The 17,577-nt window shown below is 62.3% G+C and carries 15 protein-coding genes; 9 read left to right on the top strand and 6 right to left on the bottom strand.

Annotation, left to right across the window (positions count from 1 at the left end):
* Nucleotides 1-86: 86 nt before the first annotated feature.
* Nucleotides 87-1,253, bottom strand: coding sequence for a cysteine desulfurase family protein (locus HJC00_RS20355; RefSeq protein ID WP_221123371.1), 1,167 nt, complete (start codon nucleotides 1,251-1,253; stop codon nucleotides 87-89).
* Between the two features lie 217 nt (nucleotides 1,254-1,470).
* Here HJC00_RS20355 and HJC00_RS20350 point away from each other — a divergent pair, with 217 nt between their 5' ends.
* Nucleotides 1,471-2,148, top strand: a complete 678-nt coding sequence (locus HJC00_RS20350) for an alpha/beta hydrolase (RefSeq protein WP_064705075.1) — start codon at nucleotides 1,471-1,473, stop codon at nucleotides 2,146-2,148.
* Nucleotides 2,149-2,209: 61 nt separating this feature from the next.
* On the opposite strand, the gene HJC00_RS20345 is transcribed toward HJC00_RS20350, so the two are convergent.
* Nucleotides 2,210-3,322 carry an anhydro-N-acetylmuramic acid kinase gene (locus tag HJC00_RS20345; protein WP_221164534.1) on the bottom strand — a complete coding sequence of 371 codons (1,113 nt, stop codon included), beginning with the start codon at nucleotides 3,320-3,322 and terminating at the stop codon, nucleotides 2,210-2,212.
* Nucleotides 3,323-3,453: 131 nt separating this feature from the next.
* Between HJC00_RS20345 and tyrS the strand changes: the two genes are divergently transcribed.
* Entirely contained in the window at nucleotides 3,454-4,710 is a 1,257-nt protein-coding gene (tyrS, locus tag HJC00_RS20340; protein ID WP_210631181.1) for a tyrosine--tRNA ligase, read from the top strand.
* A gap of 65 nt (nucleotides 4,711-4,775) precedes the next feature.
* Here tyrS and HJC00_RS33035 read toward each other — a convergent pair whose 3' ends face one another.
* A complete protein-coding gene (locus HJC00_RS33035; protein WP_311043531.1) occupies nucleotides 4,776-5,240 on the bottom strand; it encodes a hypothetical protein in 465 nt (154 codons plus the stop codon).
* A 13-nt stretch (nucleotides 5,241-5,253) separates the two neighbouring features.
* Between HJC00_RS33035 and HJC00_RS20330 the strand changes: the two genes are divergently transcribed.
* Nucleotides 5,254-6,915, top strand: coding sequence for an alpha-amylase family protein (locus HJC00_RS20330; RefSeq protein WP_210631180.1), 1,662 nt, complete (start codon nucleotides 5,254-5,256; stop codon nucleotides 6,913-6,915).
* Nucleotides 6,916-6,927: 12 nt separating this feature from the next.
* On the opposite strand, the gene HJC00_RS20325 is transcribed toward HJC00_RS20330, so the two are convergent.
* Entirely contained in the window at nucleotides 6,928-10,326 is a 3,399-nt protein-coding gene (locus HJC00_RS20325; protein ID WP_221164533.1) for an AsmA-like C-terminal domain-containing protein, read from the bottom strand.
* A gap of 125 nt (nucleotides 10,327-10,451) precedes the next feature.
* Here HJC00_RS20325 and HJC00_RS20320 point away from each other — a divergent pair, with 125 nt between their 5' ends.
* The 5 genes from HJC00_RS20320 to HJC00_RS20300 all read left to right on the top strand — a co-directional run bounded on the left by HJC00_RS20320 (nucleotide 10,452) and on the right by HJC00_RS20300 (nucleotide 15,295).
* Nucleotides 10,452-10,925 carry a peroxiredoxin gene (locus HJC00_RS20320; RefSeq protein WP_210631178.1) on the top strand — a complete coding sequence of 158 codons (474 nt, stop codon included), beginning with the start codon at nucleotides 10,452-10,454 and terminating at the stop codon, nucleotides 10,923-10,925.
* Entirely contained in the window at nucleotides 10,922-11,749 is an 828-nt protein-coding gene (locus HJC00_RS20315) for a ferritin-like domain-containing protein (RefSeq protein WP_221164532.1), read from the top strand. The genes HJC00_RS20320 and HJC00_RS20315 overlap by 4 nt, the downstream gene beginning before the upstream one ends.
* A gap of 139 nt (nucleotides 11,750-11,888) precedes the next feature.
* Nucleotides 11,889-13,202: a M23 family metallopeptidase gene (locus tag HJC00_RS20310; protein ID WP_210631176.1), complete on the top strand. Its 1,314-nt coding sequence runs from the start codon at nucleotides 11,889-11,891 to the stop codon at nucleotides 13,200-13,202.
* Nucleotides 13,203-13,359: 157 nt separating this feature from the next.
* Nucleotides 13,360-14,859: a DEAD/DEAH box helicase gene (locus HJC00_RS20305; protein WP_210631175.1), complete on the top strand. Its 1,500-nt coding sequence runs from the start codon at nucleotides 13,360-13,362 to the stop codon at nucleotides 14,857-14,859.
* A gap of 7 nt (nucleotides 14,860-14,866) precedes the next feature.
* Complete coding sequence (locus HJC00_RS20300) at nucleotides 14,867-15,295, top strand: NUDIX domain-containing protein (RefSeq protein WP_210631174.1); 429 nt, start codon at nucleotides 14,867-14,869, stop codon at nucleotides 15,293-15,295.
* A gap of 41 nt (nucleotides 15,296-15,336) precedes the next feature.
* Here HJC00_RS20300 and HJC00_RS20295 read toward each other — a convergent pair whose 3' ends face one another.
* Together HJC00_RS20295 and HJC00_RS20290 are read right to left on the bottom strand one after the other, a co-directional pair.
* Nucleotides 15,337-15,657, bottom strand: a complete 321-nt coding sequence (locus HJC00_RS20295; RefSeq protein WP_038689192.1) for a TfoX/Sxy family protein — start codon at nucleotides 15,655-15,657, stop codon at nucleotides 15,337-15,339.
* A gap of 31 nt (nucleotides 15,658-15,688) precedes the next feature.
* The gene (locus HJC00_RS20290; protein ID WP_210631173.1) at nucleotides 15,689-16,183 is read right to left on the bottom strand and encodes a flavin reductase; all 495 of its coding nucleotides are present in this window, start codon (nucleotides 16,181-16,183) and stop codon (nucleotides 15,689-15,691) included.
* Nucleotides 16,184-16,469: 286 nt separating this feature from the next.
* Between HJC00_RS20290 and HJC00_RS20285 the strand changes: the two genes are divergently transcribed.
* Complete coding sequence (locus HJC00_RS20285; RefSeq protein ID WP_210631172.1) at nucleotides 16,470-17,552, top strand: ABC transporter substrate-binding protein; 1,083 nt, start codon at nucleotides 16,470-16,472, stop codon at nucleotides 17,550-17,552.
* The last annotated feature ends 25 nt before the right edge of the window (nucleotides 17,553-17,577 follow it).

Below are 17,577 nucleotides of genomic sequence, written 5' to 3'. Positions count from 1 at the left end.
CCTTTGCCCTGATGTAGGAGGCCAAAAGGAACTTTTCAGCCCGATTGGCAAGCGGAAATTTGTGTTTCCGCAAGTTTATGAGGCGGTCAAGCCGCCTCGCCCGCCGACCTGCGCCGGCAGGCTATCTTCGCGAAGGCGGCAATCGCCCTATCGATATCCTCTTCCGTTGTGGAAAAGCCGAGCGAGATGCGCAGCGCCCCCAGCTTGGCGTCGCGCCCCATCGCCGTCAGCACATGGCTTTCGCCGACCTTGCCGGATGAGCAAGCAGAGCCCGCCGAAAGGGCAACGCCTTCAAGATCGAAAGCGATCTGCCCGGTCTCCGCCTTCAGGCAAGGGAGCGTGAAGAAAATCGTGTTGGCGACCCTCGGACCACCGGCGCCATGGATGATGACATCGGGCGCGGTAGCGTGCATGCCGGCTTCCAGCCTGTCGCGCAGCGCAGCAATCGCAGCGTTCCGTTCCTCAAGATCCTGAAGCACGGCTTCCGCCGCAGCTCCGAAGCCAATCAGCGCCAGCGAATTCTGTGTCCCCGACCGGTGACCCTTCTCCTGCCCGCCACCGCGGATCAACGCCTTCGGCATCAGCGCCTCGCCGCGCGCGATCAGTGCACCCGCCCCCTTCGGTCCACCGATCTTGTGAGAGGAGACGATGATGAAATCCGCGCCGATGCGCTCGATCTCGATCGGCAGACGACCGGCCGCCTGCACGGCGTCGACCACAAAGAGACCACCGTGCGCCCGCACAATCCTGGCCGCTTCTTCGACCGGCTGGACAATGCCCGTCTCGTTGTTGACGAACATGATCGCGACCATCGGGAGGCCTGTCGATGTGTCATGGGCATCGAGCAATGCGGCCAGCGCTTGCAGATCGACGATACCGGCGTCCGTCACCGGGATCTCGGTCGTGCGGTCCTTCGGGAATCGGCCTCCCTCTCGTACAGCCAGGTGCTCGACGGCGGAAAAATAGAGATGGCCGAGCTGAAGCGGCGTGCGGCCCATGCGAAAATCCGGCGTCAGCACCAAGTTGGCGGCCTCCGTCGCGCCGCTGGTGAAGATCACATTGCCCGGATCGGTGCCGGCAAGAGCGGCCACCTTGCGCCGTGCGCCTTCGATGGCGGCGCGGGCGGCGCGGCCCTCCCCATGCACGCTGTTCGGATTGCCGAATATGTCAATGGCGCGCATGATCGCCTCGCGTGCTGCGGGATGCAGCGGCGCTGTGGCGTTCCAGTCGAGATAAAGGCGTGGCGGCGCCATGATCTTCAGTCCTGCGCTTGACGAGCTTGCTTCAGCATCCGCGGTGCATTTTTCTTGAAATTTCCGCCGGGCTTGCCTTATGACACGTTCCACGAAGCGTGGATCGCCATGCAAGTTTCGAATTGTTCTAAACTGCGTTTTAGAAAAGCTGACAACGTTAGTCAAGTCATGTTGTCGTCCAACGCAGCGCGAACGCGAAATAAAACCCGGAGTACCAATGCCCGAAGTAATTTTCAACGGCCCAGCCGGCCGTCTTGAAGGCCGCTACCAGCCCTCCAAGGAAAAAAGCGCGCCCATCGCGCTCATCCTGCACCCGCATCCGCAGTTCGGCGGCACGATGAACAATCAGATCGTCTACCAGCTCTTCTACATGTTCCAGAAGCGCGGGTTCACGACGCTGCGCTTCAACTTCCGGGGCATCGGCCGCAGCCAGGGCGAATTCGATCATGGCGCCGGCGAATTGTCGGATGCCGCCTCCGCGCTCGACTGGGTGCAGAGCCTGCACCCCGATTCCAAGACCTGCTGGGTCGCCGGCTATTCCTTCGGCGCCTGGATCGGCATGCAGCTTCTGATGCGCCGGCCGGAAATCGAGGGCTTCATGTCGATCGCCCCGCAGCCGAATACCTACGACTTCTCCTTCCTGGCGCCCTGCCCCTCTTCCGGCCTGATCATCAACGGCGAGGCCGACAAGGTGGCGCCGGAAAAGGATGTCAATGGTCTGGTCGAAAAACTGAAGACCCAGAAGGGCATCCTCATCACCCATCGCACGGTCGCCAACGCCAACCACTTCTTCAACGGTCAGGTGGAGACGCTGATGAGCGAATGCGAGGATTATCTCGACCGTCGCCTCAATGGCGAGCTGGTGCCAGAGCCGGCGGCCAAGCGGATCCGCTGACCGGCAGAGCACCGACGTCTGCCACCGCCATCGTCACGACGCACTGGGGTTCTTTCGCCTGTCACGGCGTTGCCAGCACGCCGCCGCTGACGGGAGCCGCAACTCCCGTCGTGCCGGGAAAGGTCAGCGGCAGCCCGTCCAGCGAGCGTACGGCGAGATAAGCCCAGGCTTCGGCCTCCATCGCATCGCCGTCGAAGCCCGCGGCCTCGGCGCTCAACACTCTCGATCCCTCGGCCATCGCCGAGAGCTCGGCCATCAAGGTGCCGTTCAGCCGTCCGCCGCCGCAGACGATATAGGCCGAGGGACGCTCGGGCAGGAATCCGGCGGATTTGACGATCGATGCTGCGGCGACATGCGCAAGCGTCCTGGCGCCGTCTTCGAGGCTCGCCTCATCAGGCCGAAGCGGCGCGAAATCGCCGCGATCGAGCGACCGACGGATATTGCCGCGGAAGAACGGGCTGTCCAGATACCGCTCGGCCAAGGCGGGGACGACCTTGCCGCGCCCGCCGATCTCCCCGCCGGGATCATAGGGTCTGCCGGTCCGCATCTCTATCCATTGGTCGATCAGCGTATTGCCCGGGCCGCTGTCGAAGGCGGCAATCCGGCCGTCAGCGTCGATATAGGTGAGGTTGGAGATGCCGCCGATATTGACGAAGCACACCGCCTCTCCCGCCTGCTGCAGTTTTCCCGCCAGTGCTGCGTGATAGGCCGGCACCAGCGGCGCACCCTGCCCGCCATGCACCATGTCGTTGGCACGCATGTCGTAGACCACTGATAGGCCCGTCCGGCGCGCCAATTCCCGGCCGTCGCCGATCTGGATCGTCAGCCCGTCGTCAGGACGATGCAGCACCGTCTGACCGTGAAAGCCGAGGACATCGACGGCACCGGCTGAGAGCCTGTAACGCTCCAGAAATGCCGTAACGGCAAGAGCATGCCGTTCGGTCAGCTCGAGTTCGATTTCGCGGAGTTCCGCGGGCCGCTCGCGCCGGTTGGTCAGCGGCCGCGCCAGTTCCAGCGCCCGTTTGAGCCGGCCGCGAAAATCGGCCTCATAGGGCGCGCCGAGGAAGGGCCCGCGCTCGATGAAGCCGCGGCCGTCGGTCCTGATGAGCGCGACATCGATTCCATCCATTGACGTGCCGCTCATCAGTCCAATCGCGGTTCTGACCACATCCATGAGGCTTGTCTCCCATGCGATTCCCGGATGCACTTTTGTAAAAACAGTGCTAAACGCGCCGCGACAGATCAACAACAACGAAGTTGCGTGAAGCCCGGTGGGCGCAGCGCAGGCACGAAGAGACGAAAGCCATGTCCGAGTTCAAGTCCGATTTCCTCCGCACGCTGAAAGAGCGCGGCTTCATTCATCAGGTTTCCGATGAAAGCGGCCTCGACGACCTGTTCGCGAAGGAGGTCGTGACGGCCTATGTCGGCTACGACGCAACGGCGACGAGCCTGCATATCGGCAATTTGATCTCCGCCACCATGCTCCACTGGCTGCAGGAGACCGGCCACCGGCCGATTGCGCTGATGGGCGGCGGCACCTCGATGGTCGGCGATCCCTCCTTCCGTGACGAGCAGCGCAAGCTTCTGACGCCGGAGGCGATCTCCGCCAACATCGAGGGCATCAAGAAGATATTCTCGCGCATTCTGCGCTTCGGAGACGGCCCGACCGATGCCCTCATGGTCAATAATGCCGACTGGCTGATGAAGCTCAACTATGTCGAATTCCTGCGCGATGTCGGCCGGCATTTCTCGGTCAACCGCATGCTCTCCTTCGACAGCGTCAAGCTGCGCCTCGACCGCGAGCAGTCGCTCTCCTTCCTCGAGTTCAACTACATGATCATGCAGGGCTACGACTTCGTCGAGCTCAACCGCCGCTACGGCTGCCGCCTGCAGATGGGCGGTTCGGATCAGTGGGGCAACATCATCAACGGCGTCGATCTCGGCCATCGCATGGGGACGCCGCAGCTCTACGCGCTGACGACGCCGCTTCTGACCACGAGCTCCGGCGCCAAAATGGGCAAAACCGCCTCCGGCGCCGTCTGGCTGAACGAGGATGTCTTCAGCCCCTATGATTTCTGGCAGTATTGGCGCAACACCGAGGATGCCGATGTCGGCCGCTTCCTGAAGATCTTCACCCGCCTGCCGCTCACCGAGATCGCCAGGCTCGAGGCCCTTGGCGGCGCCGAAATCAACGAGGCGAAGAAGATTCTCGCCACGGAAGCGACCGCGATCGTCCACGGTCGCGAGGCGGCCGAAGCGTCCGCCGAAACGGCCCGCACCACCTTCGAGGAAGGCCGCGTCGCCGAAAACTTGCCTTCGGTCGAGATCCCGGCCACCGAACTCGACGGCGGCATCGGCCTGCTCTCGCTGATGGTCCGCGCCGGCCTTGCCGGTTCCAACGGCGAGGCCCGCCGCCACGTCCAGGGGGGCGCAGTGCGCATCAATGACGAGGCTGTCAGCGACGAACGCCGCCTGATCGGCAGCGGCGAAATCACCTCCGACGGCGTCATCAAGCTCTCCCTCGGCAAGAAGAAGCACATCCTGATCCGCCGCGCGGCCTAGGTTGCTTCAAACCGAACGGATCTTTGAAGCCGGCGCCCCGCGCCGGCCTTTCCTTTTGAACGTGATCAGTCAGCTCGCCAGCCGTATTCCGCGTCCTTTTGTTTCGTCTCGCGAAAGAGCGATCCGGGCGGATTGACGTCCGAAGTGGGCCTTACGCGCGACCACCAGCTGATCGAGAAGATCGGCGGCGTCATCTTTGCGTCGAGGGGAACCAGCAGCACATGCTCAGAGGGGGTGCTCTTCACCGGCTTCAGCCGTCCGCCTTTTTCTGCAGAATTCGAGGCCTCGCCAACTGTCACGGCCATCATGGTGGCCGATAGGAAAGAGACCGTCCGAGCGCACTGCATGGCATCCTCCGACATTGCACCGATCGCTGTTGCAGCTGGCACCCACATTACATCAGAATTATCTAAAATAAGCAAAGCATCAATGACCAGCCTGTCGCTATAGGTCGGAATTATCCAACTGGCCGCGCACAATATCGCCTTGCGGAACATTTTCCGCCCGACGGGATTTGCGACCAGATGCATTTGGAGCGCCGGCATGATCAACGACCTCTGGTATAAGAACGCCGTCATCTACTGCCTGTCCGTCGAGACCTTCATGGATGCGAACGGCGATGGCGTCGGTGATTTTCAGGGCCTGATGCGCCGTCTCGACTATCTCTCCGGCCTCGGCGTGACGGCAATCTGGCTCATGCCGTTCCAGACTTCGCCCGGTCGCGACGATGGCTACGACGTCTCGGATTACTATAATGTCGACCCGCGGTATGGCTCGCTCGGCGATTTCGTCGAATTCACCCATGGTGCCAAACAGCGGGGCATACGGGTGTTGATCGATCTGGTGATCAATCACACCTCCAAGGATCATCCCTGGTTCGAAGACGCCAGGAGCGATCCGCATTCACGCTATCGCGATTGGTACGTCTGGTCAGACAAAAAGCCTGCAAACTCAGATCAGGGCATGGTCTTCCCGGGCGTCCAGAAGACGACCTGGACCTATGACGAAAGAGCCAAGGCCTATTATTTCCACCGCTTTTACGATCATCAGCCCGATCTCAACACGTCCAATCCCGAAGTGCAGGCCGAGATACTCAAGATCATGGGCTTCTGGATCCAGCTCGGCGTCTCGGGCTTCCGGATGGACGCCGCCCCCTTCATCATCGCCACCAAGGGCGCCGAGGTCACCAAGCCGGTCGAGCAGTTCGAAATGCTGAGGAAATTTCGCGAATTCCTGCAATGGCGCATGGGAGATTCCATCGTGCTGGCGGAGGCCAATATCCTGCCGAAGGACAATTTCGAATATTTCGGCGACGATGGCGACCGCATGCAGATGATGTTCAATTTCCAGGTCAATCAGACGCTGTTTTATGCTCTCGCCACGGCCGACACGCGGCCTCTGAAGAAAGCGATGGAGGCCACGAAGCCGCGCCCGGCGACCGCGCAATGGGGGCTGTTCCTTCGCAACCACGATGAACTTGATCTCGGTCGCCTGACGGATAAGCAGCGCGACGCGGTATTCGCCGCGTTTGGACCCGAGAAGGGCATGCAGCTTTATGACAGGGGCATTCGCCGGCGCCTGGCACCCATGCTCGGCGGCGACCGTCGCAGGATCGAGTTGGCCTACAGCCTGCTGTTCTCGCTGCCCGGAACGCCGGTCATCCGCTACGGCGATGAAATCGGCATGGGCGATGATTTGTGCCTGCCGGAGCGCAATTGCGCGCGCACCCCGATGCAATGGTCGAGGGAACCGGAAGGCGGTTTCACCAAAAGCGCGAAGCCCGTTTCGCCCGTTATCAAAGACGGCCCCTACGGCTTCGAACATATCAACGTCGCCGTCCAGCGGCGCGACCCCAATTCGCTCTTGAACTGGACCGAGCGGATGATCCGGATGCGCAAGGAGGCTCCCGAGATCGGTTGGGGCGATTTCTCAGCGGTCGACACAGGTGACGACGGCGTCCTGGCGCTGCGTTATGACTGGCGCGGCAATTCGGTGCTGATCCTGCACAACCTGCATCCGCACCCGATGGAAGTGACCTTCGATCCTAATGTTGGTGAACTCGGGCGATCGCTGATCGATATTGCCGATGGGGCAAGTAGCGAAGCCGACGACAAGGGGCGCCATACGGTCATGCTCGATGCCTATGGCTACCGCTGGTATCGGGTCGGCGGCCTCGACTATCTCCTCAGGCGGAAGGATATTTAATCTTGCTTTCCCTCACTGGAATTCGAAAATCTGCCGGAAGACTCCCGGCGCAATGATCGACAGCGGATTGATCTGCAGGTTCGGCTGGTCGAACTTGCCGGTGAGCTTGAAGGTGATGCCGATCAGACCGCGGTCGCTGCCATTTCCGAGGATGACGCCGATCAGAGGCAGTTCGGCAAAGAGGCGATTGAGGCCGTAGGCCGGCATGAAGGTGCCGGTCATATCCATATTGCCTCGGCGGTCGCGGACCACGCCCTGGAAGGTCGCGCCGATCTGGTCGCCGCGCAGCACGCCGTTCTCGATACCGACCATGCCGTTGCGCGAGACGATGCGGGCAAAGCCGCGCTGGAAGCGTTGCGACGAGGTATCGATGTCGCGTTTGACCGCCTCATTGAGGCTGCGCTGCTCGTTGCCGACAGGTGTTGAGACGATGGAACGCAGGCGCTGTTCGTTGACGATCGAGAAGCGGCGCACATCGAGCGAGCCGTCCCATCCGCCCTGCGGCGAAAGCCGGATCGCCAGGTTGAGCAGGCCGCCCTGCATGTGCTGATAGAGATCGGCAAAACGTGACACCGCACCGGCATCGCCGCTGGTGATATTGATGACACCGCCGTCCTTCATCTGGCTGACAACGGCCTCGCCGCTGTCCGTGATGCCGGAAAAATTCAGCGTCTGCAGCTTGTCGCCGCGCAGCGACACCTGCGCCTGGAAATTGCCGACCTTCTCATCGTTGAAGCCGACGACATTTTTCAGTCTGGCGCGCACCGACACGCCGGTGTTGTCGTTGTCGCCGTCCTCGCCGCCCTCCGAGCCCGATTTCAATCGCGCGATGACGGGCCGCGCATCGGCGCTGTCGCCCGAAACGGAGACGTCGAAATTACCCTTGCTGCGCTTGACCGACAGAGCGAAATCGTCGAGCGAGGAGAGCCGAACGCTGTCGAAATCCGCGGAGAGAAGGCCGGCCTTACCGACAACAAGCGATCCGCTGGCACCGAAGCCGTCGCCCTTCAGCCGGAAATTCTTGATCTCAGTATTCTCGGGCGGGCCGGACATCTCGAATTCCGCGGAGGCGGCAATGCCGCTGCCTTTCGACCAGCCGATCCACGGCAGGTCGAGCATCGATTTGGTGAGGTCGAGCTGAACGTCTTGCCGGTCGTCGTCGATCCGCGTCATCACCATCTTCAGGTTGCCCCTGACGATATCGGAAAGCCCGGGCATCACCTTGCTGCGCTGCTCATCGGAGAGCGTGGCCGTGATCACGCGCTGCCGCTCAACGCCGGACGACGCCTCGACCGGCTCGGTCAGGTCGATGTCGGCGGGAATGCCGTCGATCTCACCCTTGGCGTCGAGCGTAATCTGCTTCGGATCGCCATTCAGCATGCCGCTGACATTGCTGATCGTGCGGCCGGAAAACGGCTTGGCAAGATCGACGTCAGCGAGCTTCATGGCGGCCTTCCACTCAGCCGGCGGCGGGTTTTGTGACGACAGCAGTCCGAAATGCGCCTTCACATTCGCGTCGATGTGCCCCTTGAAATCGTCGGGCGTAAAGCCGGCGCGCTGCAGCACCCGAATCGGCTTGTAGGTCAGGAGCTCGCCTATGGCGTCCGCCGCACCCGATACCGCCAGGTCGATATCGGCCATGAGCGGTTTGTCGTAGGCGGACGGTATGACGAACGTTCCCTGCCCGAGGTCGACGGACCGGCCGGAGGGGAAATAGGACACGCCGCTCTTGATCGAAATCGTTGCAACGGGACCGGTCAGGTCGAAATGCGCCGCCGTATCGCGGACCGGCGGAATGTCGCCGGCAACGTTCATCCGCGCACCGGCAATATCGAAGCCGATGCGGATCTGACTGGCATCGAGCTTCAATCCTTTGCCGCCGGCTGCCTCGTCGAGCCGACCGAAGGGGATGAAGACGGAGATGGCGGCGTCAGTGACGGTGCCGCCAAAGAGATTGCCGTGAACCCATGCGCGCACCTTGGGCGCCATCCAGAACGGCCACAGCTGCTTGATCGCCGTCATCTGCAGCTCTCTGGATTGGCCGGCAAAGCTGATTTCCGGCGATTTGTCGCCGAGCCTGACGTGCAACGCCCCGTAAAGTGCGCCGAGCGGGCTGGAGACGGTCATGTTGGGAAACAGGAATTCCCGGCCGGCGACCAGATAGCGTCCGGTCGCCTGGATGTCGAAAGCAACAGGCTGTTCGCCGGAGCTGCTCGGGGCGGCGGTGCCGCCGCTGACGAGCAGATCGATACCGAAGCCCTTGCCGGCTTTGGGATCGAGTTTGTCGAGATCGATCAGCGCGCCGTTAAGGGGCAGTATGGTCGCGCCAAACCGGGCGTTCGACCGAGCGATCTCCAGCGTCTGCTTGGCGAAATCGTAGGTGAGGTTGATTTGCCCGCCCGACAGTTCCTGCGGATCGCCGTCCGCATAGATCAGACCGGGATCGACGTCGATCGTCGCCGCGAGCGCCGGCTCGACGCCATCGCGCGCCCTGGTCGCCGACACGGTCAGATCGGCAAAGGCACTGAGCCCCTGCCGTATCGCACCCTGATCGTTGCGTTTCAGCGCAAATGGCGTCAGGTCCGCATGCTCGAGCGTCGCCACCACCTTCGACACCTGGCCGTTTTCCTTCTCGGCCAGCACGTCGAGTTCCGCCACCTCGCCGTTGAGCGCAACTTCGCCTCTCAATTGCAGCGAGGATGGCCCGGCATGAGCGAACACCAGATTGTCGACGACGAGCGACAGCGGGCCATTCGCCGTATCGGCAAGCTTGATGTCAATGCCGGAGATGCGCACGGAATTCGTCGAGCCGCGCGTCACGATGCTGTCGAACATGTCGAGTTGCTCGAAGATCGTCTCCATCGCCGCCGGCATGGCGTCGATGCGCAGATCGTCAAGCTTGACCGGGTTGCCGGAGGGCAGAAGCGCGGTGTCGAGCGCGATATCCTCCGCTTCGATATCCGCGACGGCGATACGGCCGCGGAAAAGCTGCAGCGGATCGAGGCCCAGGCGCACCGAACCCGTCGTCGACAGGTGCTGGCCGCTTTTCTGGTCGATCATGTTGACGTTGCGCGCTTCCAGCGCCAGCCGGAAGTCGGAGGTGAAACGGATAACGGTGGAGCCGACTTCGGCGCGGTAACGCGGTCCCGCCACGCCATCAAGCGCCGCCTGCGCCTGCTGAGACAGCGGCTTGTCGAACATGCCGCTTTCGATGGTGAACACGATGGCAGCAATGATGAGGAGAATCAGTGCGAGAAAAACTGACGTCAGCTTCGCCGTCCGGCGCATCGGCGAACGCGGCGGCGGGCAATGAACGATGATCGGATCCTCGGCCTGAGCGGACGGCAAGCGGTCCAGCGCAACGATATCCTTCTTGCGAAACGTGACCTTTTCGCCGCGGATGGCTGACATGCGCCTTCGGGCTCTCCCATAAATCGAAGAATTGAACCCGGCCATGCTGGACGGGTTTCCGTCCACTATATAATTCGGGGACGGAGAGTGTCATCCATAAACCCGGCAAAAGAAAGGTTTTCCCAATGGCGGTTCCCGGCATCGGTGCCCTGGCCCCCGACTTCAATCTCCCCCGCGATGGCGGCGGCCGTGTGTCGCTTTCGGATTTTCACGGCAGGCCGCTCGTTATCTTCTTCTACCCCAAGGACGACACGACGGGCTGCACGGCCGAATCGCTGGCTTTCACAGCGCTGGCGCCGGAGTTTGAAGCAGCAGGTGCTGCCGTTGTCGGCATGTCGCCCGATTCGGCAGCCTGCCATGACAAGTTCATCAAAAAGCATCGTCTTTCGGTCGCGCTCGCCTCGGATGAGGACAAGACGACGCTGCAGGCCTATGGCGTCTGGAAGGAAAAGAGCATGTACGGCCGCAACTTCATGGGCGTCGAACGCACGACTTTCCTTATCCGCCAGGATGGCACGATCGCGACAATCTGGCAGAAGGTGAAAGTACAGGGCCATGCCGAGACCGTCCTCGAGGCCGTCAGGAATCTGGCCGCGTGACCGGTGATCTCGCGATAAGCTCGCTGCGCGGCGGCGCTATCGACGCCATCCGCTCGGCCGACCTCGACCGCAAGACCGCCCTTGCGCAGGAAAGCGCCACCCGCTGGTTCGCCCGCCGGGTGTCGCTGCGATCACCGCTCGACGGAGCCCTGCCGGAGAGGCCTGGCCGGCCCGAGAGACCGGTGCTGACACCGCCGACCCACGTGGAGAAACGCTCGCTGCACACGCTGAAAGGCCGCATTGCCCTCCTCCATGCCATCGCCCATATCGAGCTCAACGCCGTCGATCTCGCGCTCGATATCGTCGCGCGATTCGCGACTGAGCCGGTGCCGAATTCCTTCTTCGACGGCTGGATGCAGGTCGCCTTCGAGGAGGCGAAGCATTTCCGCATCGTGCGCGCCCGCCTCAACGATCTCGGCGCCGATTACGGCGATCTTCCCGCCCATGACGGGCTGTGGCAGGCGGCCCATTCGACACGCAACGACCTGACGGCAAGGCTCGCCGTCGTGCCACTGATTCTCGAAGCCCGCGGTCTCGACGTCACGCCATCGCTGCAGGCGAAGATGCGTGAGACCGGCGATCTCGAAAGCGCTGCGGTGCTTGATGTCATCTACAACGACGAGAAAAGTCACGTCGCCGTCGGCGCCAAATGGTTTCGCTTCCTCTGTGCGCGGGAGAAGCGCGATCCGGCGAAGGCCTTTCAGGAACTGGTGCGCGCCAATTTCCGCGGGCCGCTGAAGCCGCCTTTCAACGATCTCGCCCGCGCCGAGGCCGGGCTGACGCCATCCTTCTACCGCTCCCTGGCATCGATCAGCCATGCGTGAGAACATTCCGGTGAGGACGCTGTAGCACCTGGAATTGATGCACCATTTCGACCCGCATAACGGCAGAGTAAGCGTTCATTAACCATAAACGTGTCTAATTTTCCGAAAGAGGCGTGGAGCATCAATCGGGAGAGCCTGCGTGAACGGCGGACATCAGCACCGGGTATTCGGCAGGCGGGCGCAGGAGCATATTCTCATCCTGGCAAGCGGTGACAAGGTCCGCCACATGACGGTCCGGCCGTGGATGGCCGCCCTCGCATTCTGCTTCGTCGGCGTCTTTTCCATCGGCTATCTCCTGGCGACCTCCTATCTCGTGCTGCGCGACGACCTGATCGGCGCCACCATGGCGCGCCAGGCCCGCATGCAGCACGACTATGAGGACCGCATCGCCGCCCTTCGCGCCCAGGTCGATCGCATCACCTCCCGCCAGCTTCTCGATCAGCAGGTGGTGGAAGACAAGGTCGACAAGCTGATGGAGCAGCAGATGGCGCTCACCTCTCGCCACGGCAAGCTCGACAACCTGCTCGACCGTGCCGAAAGCTCCGGGCTCACGGACAAGGACAGCGCGCCGTCTTCGCCTGCGCAATCCTATGCCCCCGCCATCAAGGACAAGCGCGCTTCGCTCGGCGAAAGCGGCATCGAGGCGATCGAGAAACAGCTGGCAGGCGGCGCACCAGCCGACGCCACTCCCGACAATACGACCCTCGCCTACGTCCCGGCCACCGAGACGGTCGGCGACCGCGCCGACCGCATCTTCTCCAAGGTGACGCTGTCGCTGAAGGATGTCGAACAGGACCAGCGCAACCGCGTCGAGCAGCTGACGAGCGACGCCGGCAACGCTGCCAACGCCATCGAGAGCGTGCTGACCCGGTTCAAGATCGCCATGCCCGAGACCGCAGCCAAGCAGGACTTGGATGACAGCGCCGTCGGCGGCCCCTATGTCGAGCCGGAGAGCAATGACGATTTCAACAATTCGCTGATCGCTCTCGACGGCGCACTGACACGGCTCGAAGCTGTACGCAGCACCGCCGAATCCCTGCCCTTCCGCAACCCCGCCGTCGGCAAGGAAATGACCAGCCCCTTCGGCAACCGCCGGGACCCTTTCCTCGGCCGCCTGGCGCTGCATTCCGGCATAGACTTCCGCTTTTCGCCGGGCGAAAAGATCCGCCCGACGGCGCCGGGCAAGGTGATATCAGCCGGCTGGACAGGCGGTTACGGAAATATGGTCGAGATCGATCACGGCAACGGCATCTCGACGCGTTACGGCCACATGTCCCAGGTCCTGGTCACGGCCGGCGATACTGTCGACCGCAACGACGTCATCGGCCTTGCCGGCAGCACCGGCCGCTCGACTGGCACGCATCTGCATTATGAAGTGCGCCAGAACGGCCATGCGGTCGATCCAGTATATTTCATGAATGCAGGCCTTAAACTCGCCACCTATATCAAGTAATACCCGCCTGGTAACCAAAGCTTCACTCTGCACGGGGTGCGGCCTTTGTATTTCTTGACTTGCCGGCCATTCGGGGCTATGTCGCGCTGCATTGCGGCATGCAATCCCGCCGACTCGTTCAGAGCTCGGCCGAACCGGAACGGAAACTGTTTTCCCTTTGACGACATTCGCTGACCTTGGCTTGAGCCAAAAAGTGCTATCCGCTGTCACAGACGCGGGCTATACGATCCCCACACCTATCCAGGCGGGGGCTATTCCCTTTGCGCTCGAGCGTCGCGACATTTGCGGCATCGCGCAGACGGGCACCGGCAAAACGGCATCTTTTGTCCTGCCGATGCTGTCGCTTCTTGAAAAGGGCCGCGCCCGCGCCCGCATGCCCCGCACGCTGATCCTCGAGCCGACGCGCGAACTCGCCGCCCAGGTTGCCGAGAATTTCGAGAAATACGGCAAGAACCACCGCCTCAACGTCGCCCTCCTGATCGGCGGCGTTTCCTTCGAGGACCAGGATCGCAAGCTCGAGCGCGGCGCCGACGTTCTGATCTGCACGCCCGGCCGCCTGCTCGACCATTTCGAGCGCGGCAAGCTCTTGATGAGCGGCGTCGAAATCCTCGTCATCGACGAAGCCGACCGCATGCTCGACATGGGCTTCATTCCCGATATCGAGCGCATCGCCAAGCTCATCCCCTTCACCCGCCAGACGCTGTTCTTCTCGGCGACCATGCCGCCGGAGATCCAGAAGCTGGCCGACCGGTTCCTGCAGAACCCGGAGCGCATCGAAGTGGCAAAGCCCGCTTCGGCCGCAAAGACCGTGACGCAGCGCTTCGTCGCCTCGCACAGCAAGGATTACGAGAAACGCGCGGTTCTGCGTGAACTCGTCCGTGCACAGACTGAGCTCAAGAACGCCATCATCTTCTGCAACCGCAAGAAGGATGTCGCCGATCTCTTCCGTTCGCTCGAACGCCACGGCTTCAACGTCGGGGCGTTGCATGGCGACATGGACCAGCGTTCCCGCACGACGATGCTGCAGAATTTCCGTGACGGCAACCTCCAGCTGTTGGTGGCCTCCGACGTTGCCGCCCGCGGTCTCGACATTCCCGATGTCAGCCATGTCTTCAATTTCGACGTGCCGATCCACTCCGAGGACTATGTCCACCGGATCGGCCGCACCGGCCGCGCCGGCCGCTCCGGTGCCGCCTTCACTCTCGTCACCAAGCGCGACACGAAATTCGTCGACGCGATCGAGAAGCTGATCGGCGAAAATGTCGAATGGTTGAATGGCGACCTGAACTCGCTGCCACCGGCGGAAGAAGGCAAGGACAGCGACCGTCCGCGCCGCAACGGACGCGAACGTGGCGACAAGGATCGCGGGCGCGGACGCGGCAGGCACAGTGCTGCGAGTCATAAATCTGATAACGACATACAGGATAGTGACGTCCAAGTGATCGCAGCAGCACCAGCAAAGGCCGAAGTCGTGAAGAACGAGCGCAAAGCAGAGCAGAAGCCGCAAAACAATGCGCGCAACAATCGGCCCTATCCGGCAAATGACGACAGCCGCGATCGCCGCCGTCATCGCGATCACGACGACGGGCCGACCCCGGTCGGTTTCGGCGACGATATCCCCGCCTTCATGCTGATCGCCGGCAGCGCCAAGGTCTGAGCATCCCATGGGTAGGCCTGGCGTCGACTTCCCGGGCCTTGGGGTAGGTTTGGTGATTCTGCGCCAGGGCAGGATCCTTCTCTATAGGCGCATACGCCCGCCTGAAGCCGGCTACTGGAACATCGTCGGCGGCAAGGTCGATCACATGGAGCCGGCTGAAGAAGCTGCGCGCCGCGAGGCCGAAGAAGAAACCGGCCTCACGATCGGCGGGATTGAGCGCATCGGCATGACCGAACAAATCATCGATGCCGACCGCCAGCACTGGATCTCCATCCTGTATCTCGCGCGCGACGTCGATGGCGAGCCGCAATTGACCGAGCCGGACAAGCTTTCGGATTTCGGCTGGTTTCCCTTGACTGATTTGCCCGAGCCGCTGTCAGCCTTCACCAAGGCGGCGATCGCTGCCTTGCCGCCAGGCTTGAGCTTTCCGGGTTAGATTGAAGCATTCTGCCGGAGCACGGAAAAGCTCTAGCCCGCTCAACCTTCGGCGCGAAGCGCCGCCTCATAGGCAAGCCGCACCCACTTCGCCATCAGATCGGGATCGTCGTAGGCTTCTTCGGGGATTGACCAGTAGGGCATTTTCACCGGCTTGCCCTTCTTGCCTTCATAGGCCCATTGCGTGGCGCCGGCGGCAGCAAATTCCGGAGCGCTCGTCTCATCGGCTTTCAGCAGCATCTCGTCGCGCACTTCGACGGCAACGATGCGCCCGAGATGATAAATGCCCTTGCCGCCAAACATGCGCTTGATCGTGACGGGGCCGAGCCCCTGAAACATTTCCTCGATCCCGGCATTATCCATTCTCTGTTTCCTCGCATACCTGCCAGCCGGATTACAGCGTGTGATAATCCCGGTTCATATAGATGAGCGCCGGGTGCTTCTCGCTGAAGCGGACGGCGGCAACCTCACCAAAGATGACATTGTGCGTCGGCATTTCCTTGATGTCGGTCACCCGGCAATCGAAGGCGGCAAGCGCATCGGCAAGAACGGGCGCGCCGGTGACGAGCGTGTCGAAACGGGCGCTGGCGAAGCGCTCGTCATTGGCAATCGCGGTGCGCCCGGAGAAAGCGTCGGCGACGGCCTGATGGTGGGCGCCGAGCGTGTTGAGCACGAAGATGCCGCTGCGGAAAAAGATCTCGTTTTTCGGATTGGTGTTGTTGAGGCAGATCAGCACCGAAGCCGGATTGTCCGAGACCGAGCAGGCGGCAGTGATGGTGACGCCGCGGCGCAGACCTTCCATCGCCGTCGTCACGAGCTGCACATGACCGGCATAACGGCTCATGGCATCGCGATAAAGGCCGGGATCGATATGCTGTCTGTTCAACACCTGCTTCTCCCATGCACGTTCATCTGCCTGGATCATCTTGCTAGAGCATATCGCCGAAAAGCGTGCGGCGGTTTTGCGACAACGACATGCGTAAAAACAAAGACGTAAAGCTCGAGGAGCGAATCTGAAAGATCGCCATGCGCTTTATCGCGCCAATATGGCGAGCATCGGTTACCTTTTCTACAATAGGACCGGTGAAAAGCGCTGGGTTCCGCTTGTTTTTCTTTGACGATTGCGGCCTTGCGGATAAAAGGGCATGGACGATGGCTAGGGATCTTCGCCTTTCATGATCAACCTGCGTGGCATAGCAGCCTTTCTGACGCTGCTCGGAACGGCGGCGCAAGGCCATGCGGCCGGTGTGACGATCGGCGTCGTCGCCCCGCAGGGCGGGCCGCTCGGCCTGCTAGGCGCGCAGATCGCCGCCGGCGCCGGTTTCGAGATCCAGCAATCCGGCAATACGCTCGTCGCCGTCAACGAGACCTGCGAGGACAATAGCGGCGCGGCGGTTGCCGATGCGCTCGTCAGTGCCAGGGTGCAGATTGCCGTCGGTTTTCTCTGCAGTGAGACGCTGGAGGGCGCACTGCCGAAGCTGAAGGACGCCAATATTCCGGCGATCACCGTTTCGGCGCGTTCGCGCATCCTGATGGAGGATGCGCTGAAAAACGGCTGGCCACTCTTCCGCTTGGCACCTGCCGATGGCACTGAGGCGGCAAAGATCATCGAGGTGATCCTCAAGGACTGGGCCGCCGACCCGATCGCGCTGATCGAGGACGGCACCATTCATGGCCGCGAACTGACGGAAGCCGTGCGCAATGCGCTCGAGCAGAACGGCCTGAAGCCGGTTTTCACCGATACCTACCGGCCGGGACAGGAGCAGCAGATCGCCCTCGTGCGCCGACTGAAACGGGCCGGCGCCACCAGGGTCTTCGTCGGCGGCGATCGCAACGATGTCGCCGTCATCGCCCGCGACGCCAAGGCGGAAAACATTCCGCTGTCGATCCTCGGCGGCGATGCCATGCGCGCCGCCGATCAGCCGCTGCCTCTCACTCCCGGCGTGCGTGCGGTCGCCCTACCCGAATATGCGCTTTCGCCCGAAGGCGCGCCGGCGGCCGACGCGCTGCGCGCCAAGGGCACCGAGCCGGAAGGTTATGTCCTGCCATCCCTGGCGGCCGCGCTGATTGCCGGTCGGGCGGCCGAAGCCGCCGCTGCCGCCGGCAAGCCGCCGCGGGAAACCCTTGTCGGCGCTACTTTCCAGACACCGATCGGCGCCGTCGCCTTCACCGGCGCGCATGAACTTTCGCAAAACCCCTACCGCCTGCTTGAATGGCGGGGCAATGGCTTTTTTCCACCTGCTGCGCCGACGCAATGAGCGGCCGCCAGCACTGAATTCCGGC

It is taken from the genome of Rhizobium sp. NLR22b, assembly GCF_019685295.1.
Classification (GTDB): domain Bacteria; phylum Pseudomonadota; class Alphaproteobacteria; order Rhizobiales; family Rhizobiaceae; genus Rhizobium.
Note: the sequence above shows the minus strand (reverse complement) of the source record. Positions and strands in the feature narration are given on the sequence as shown.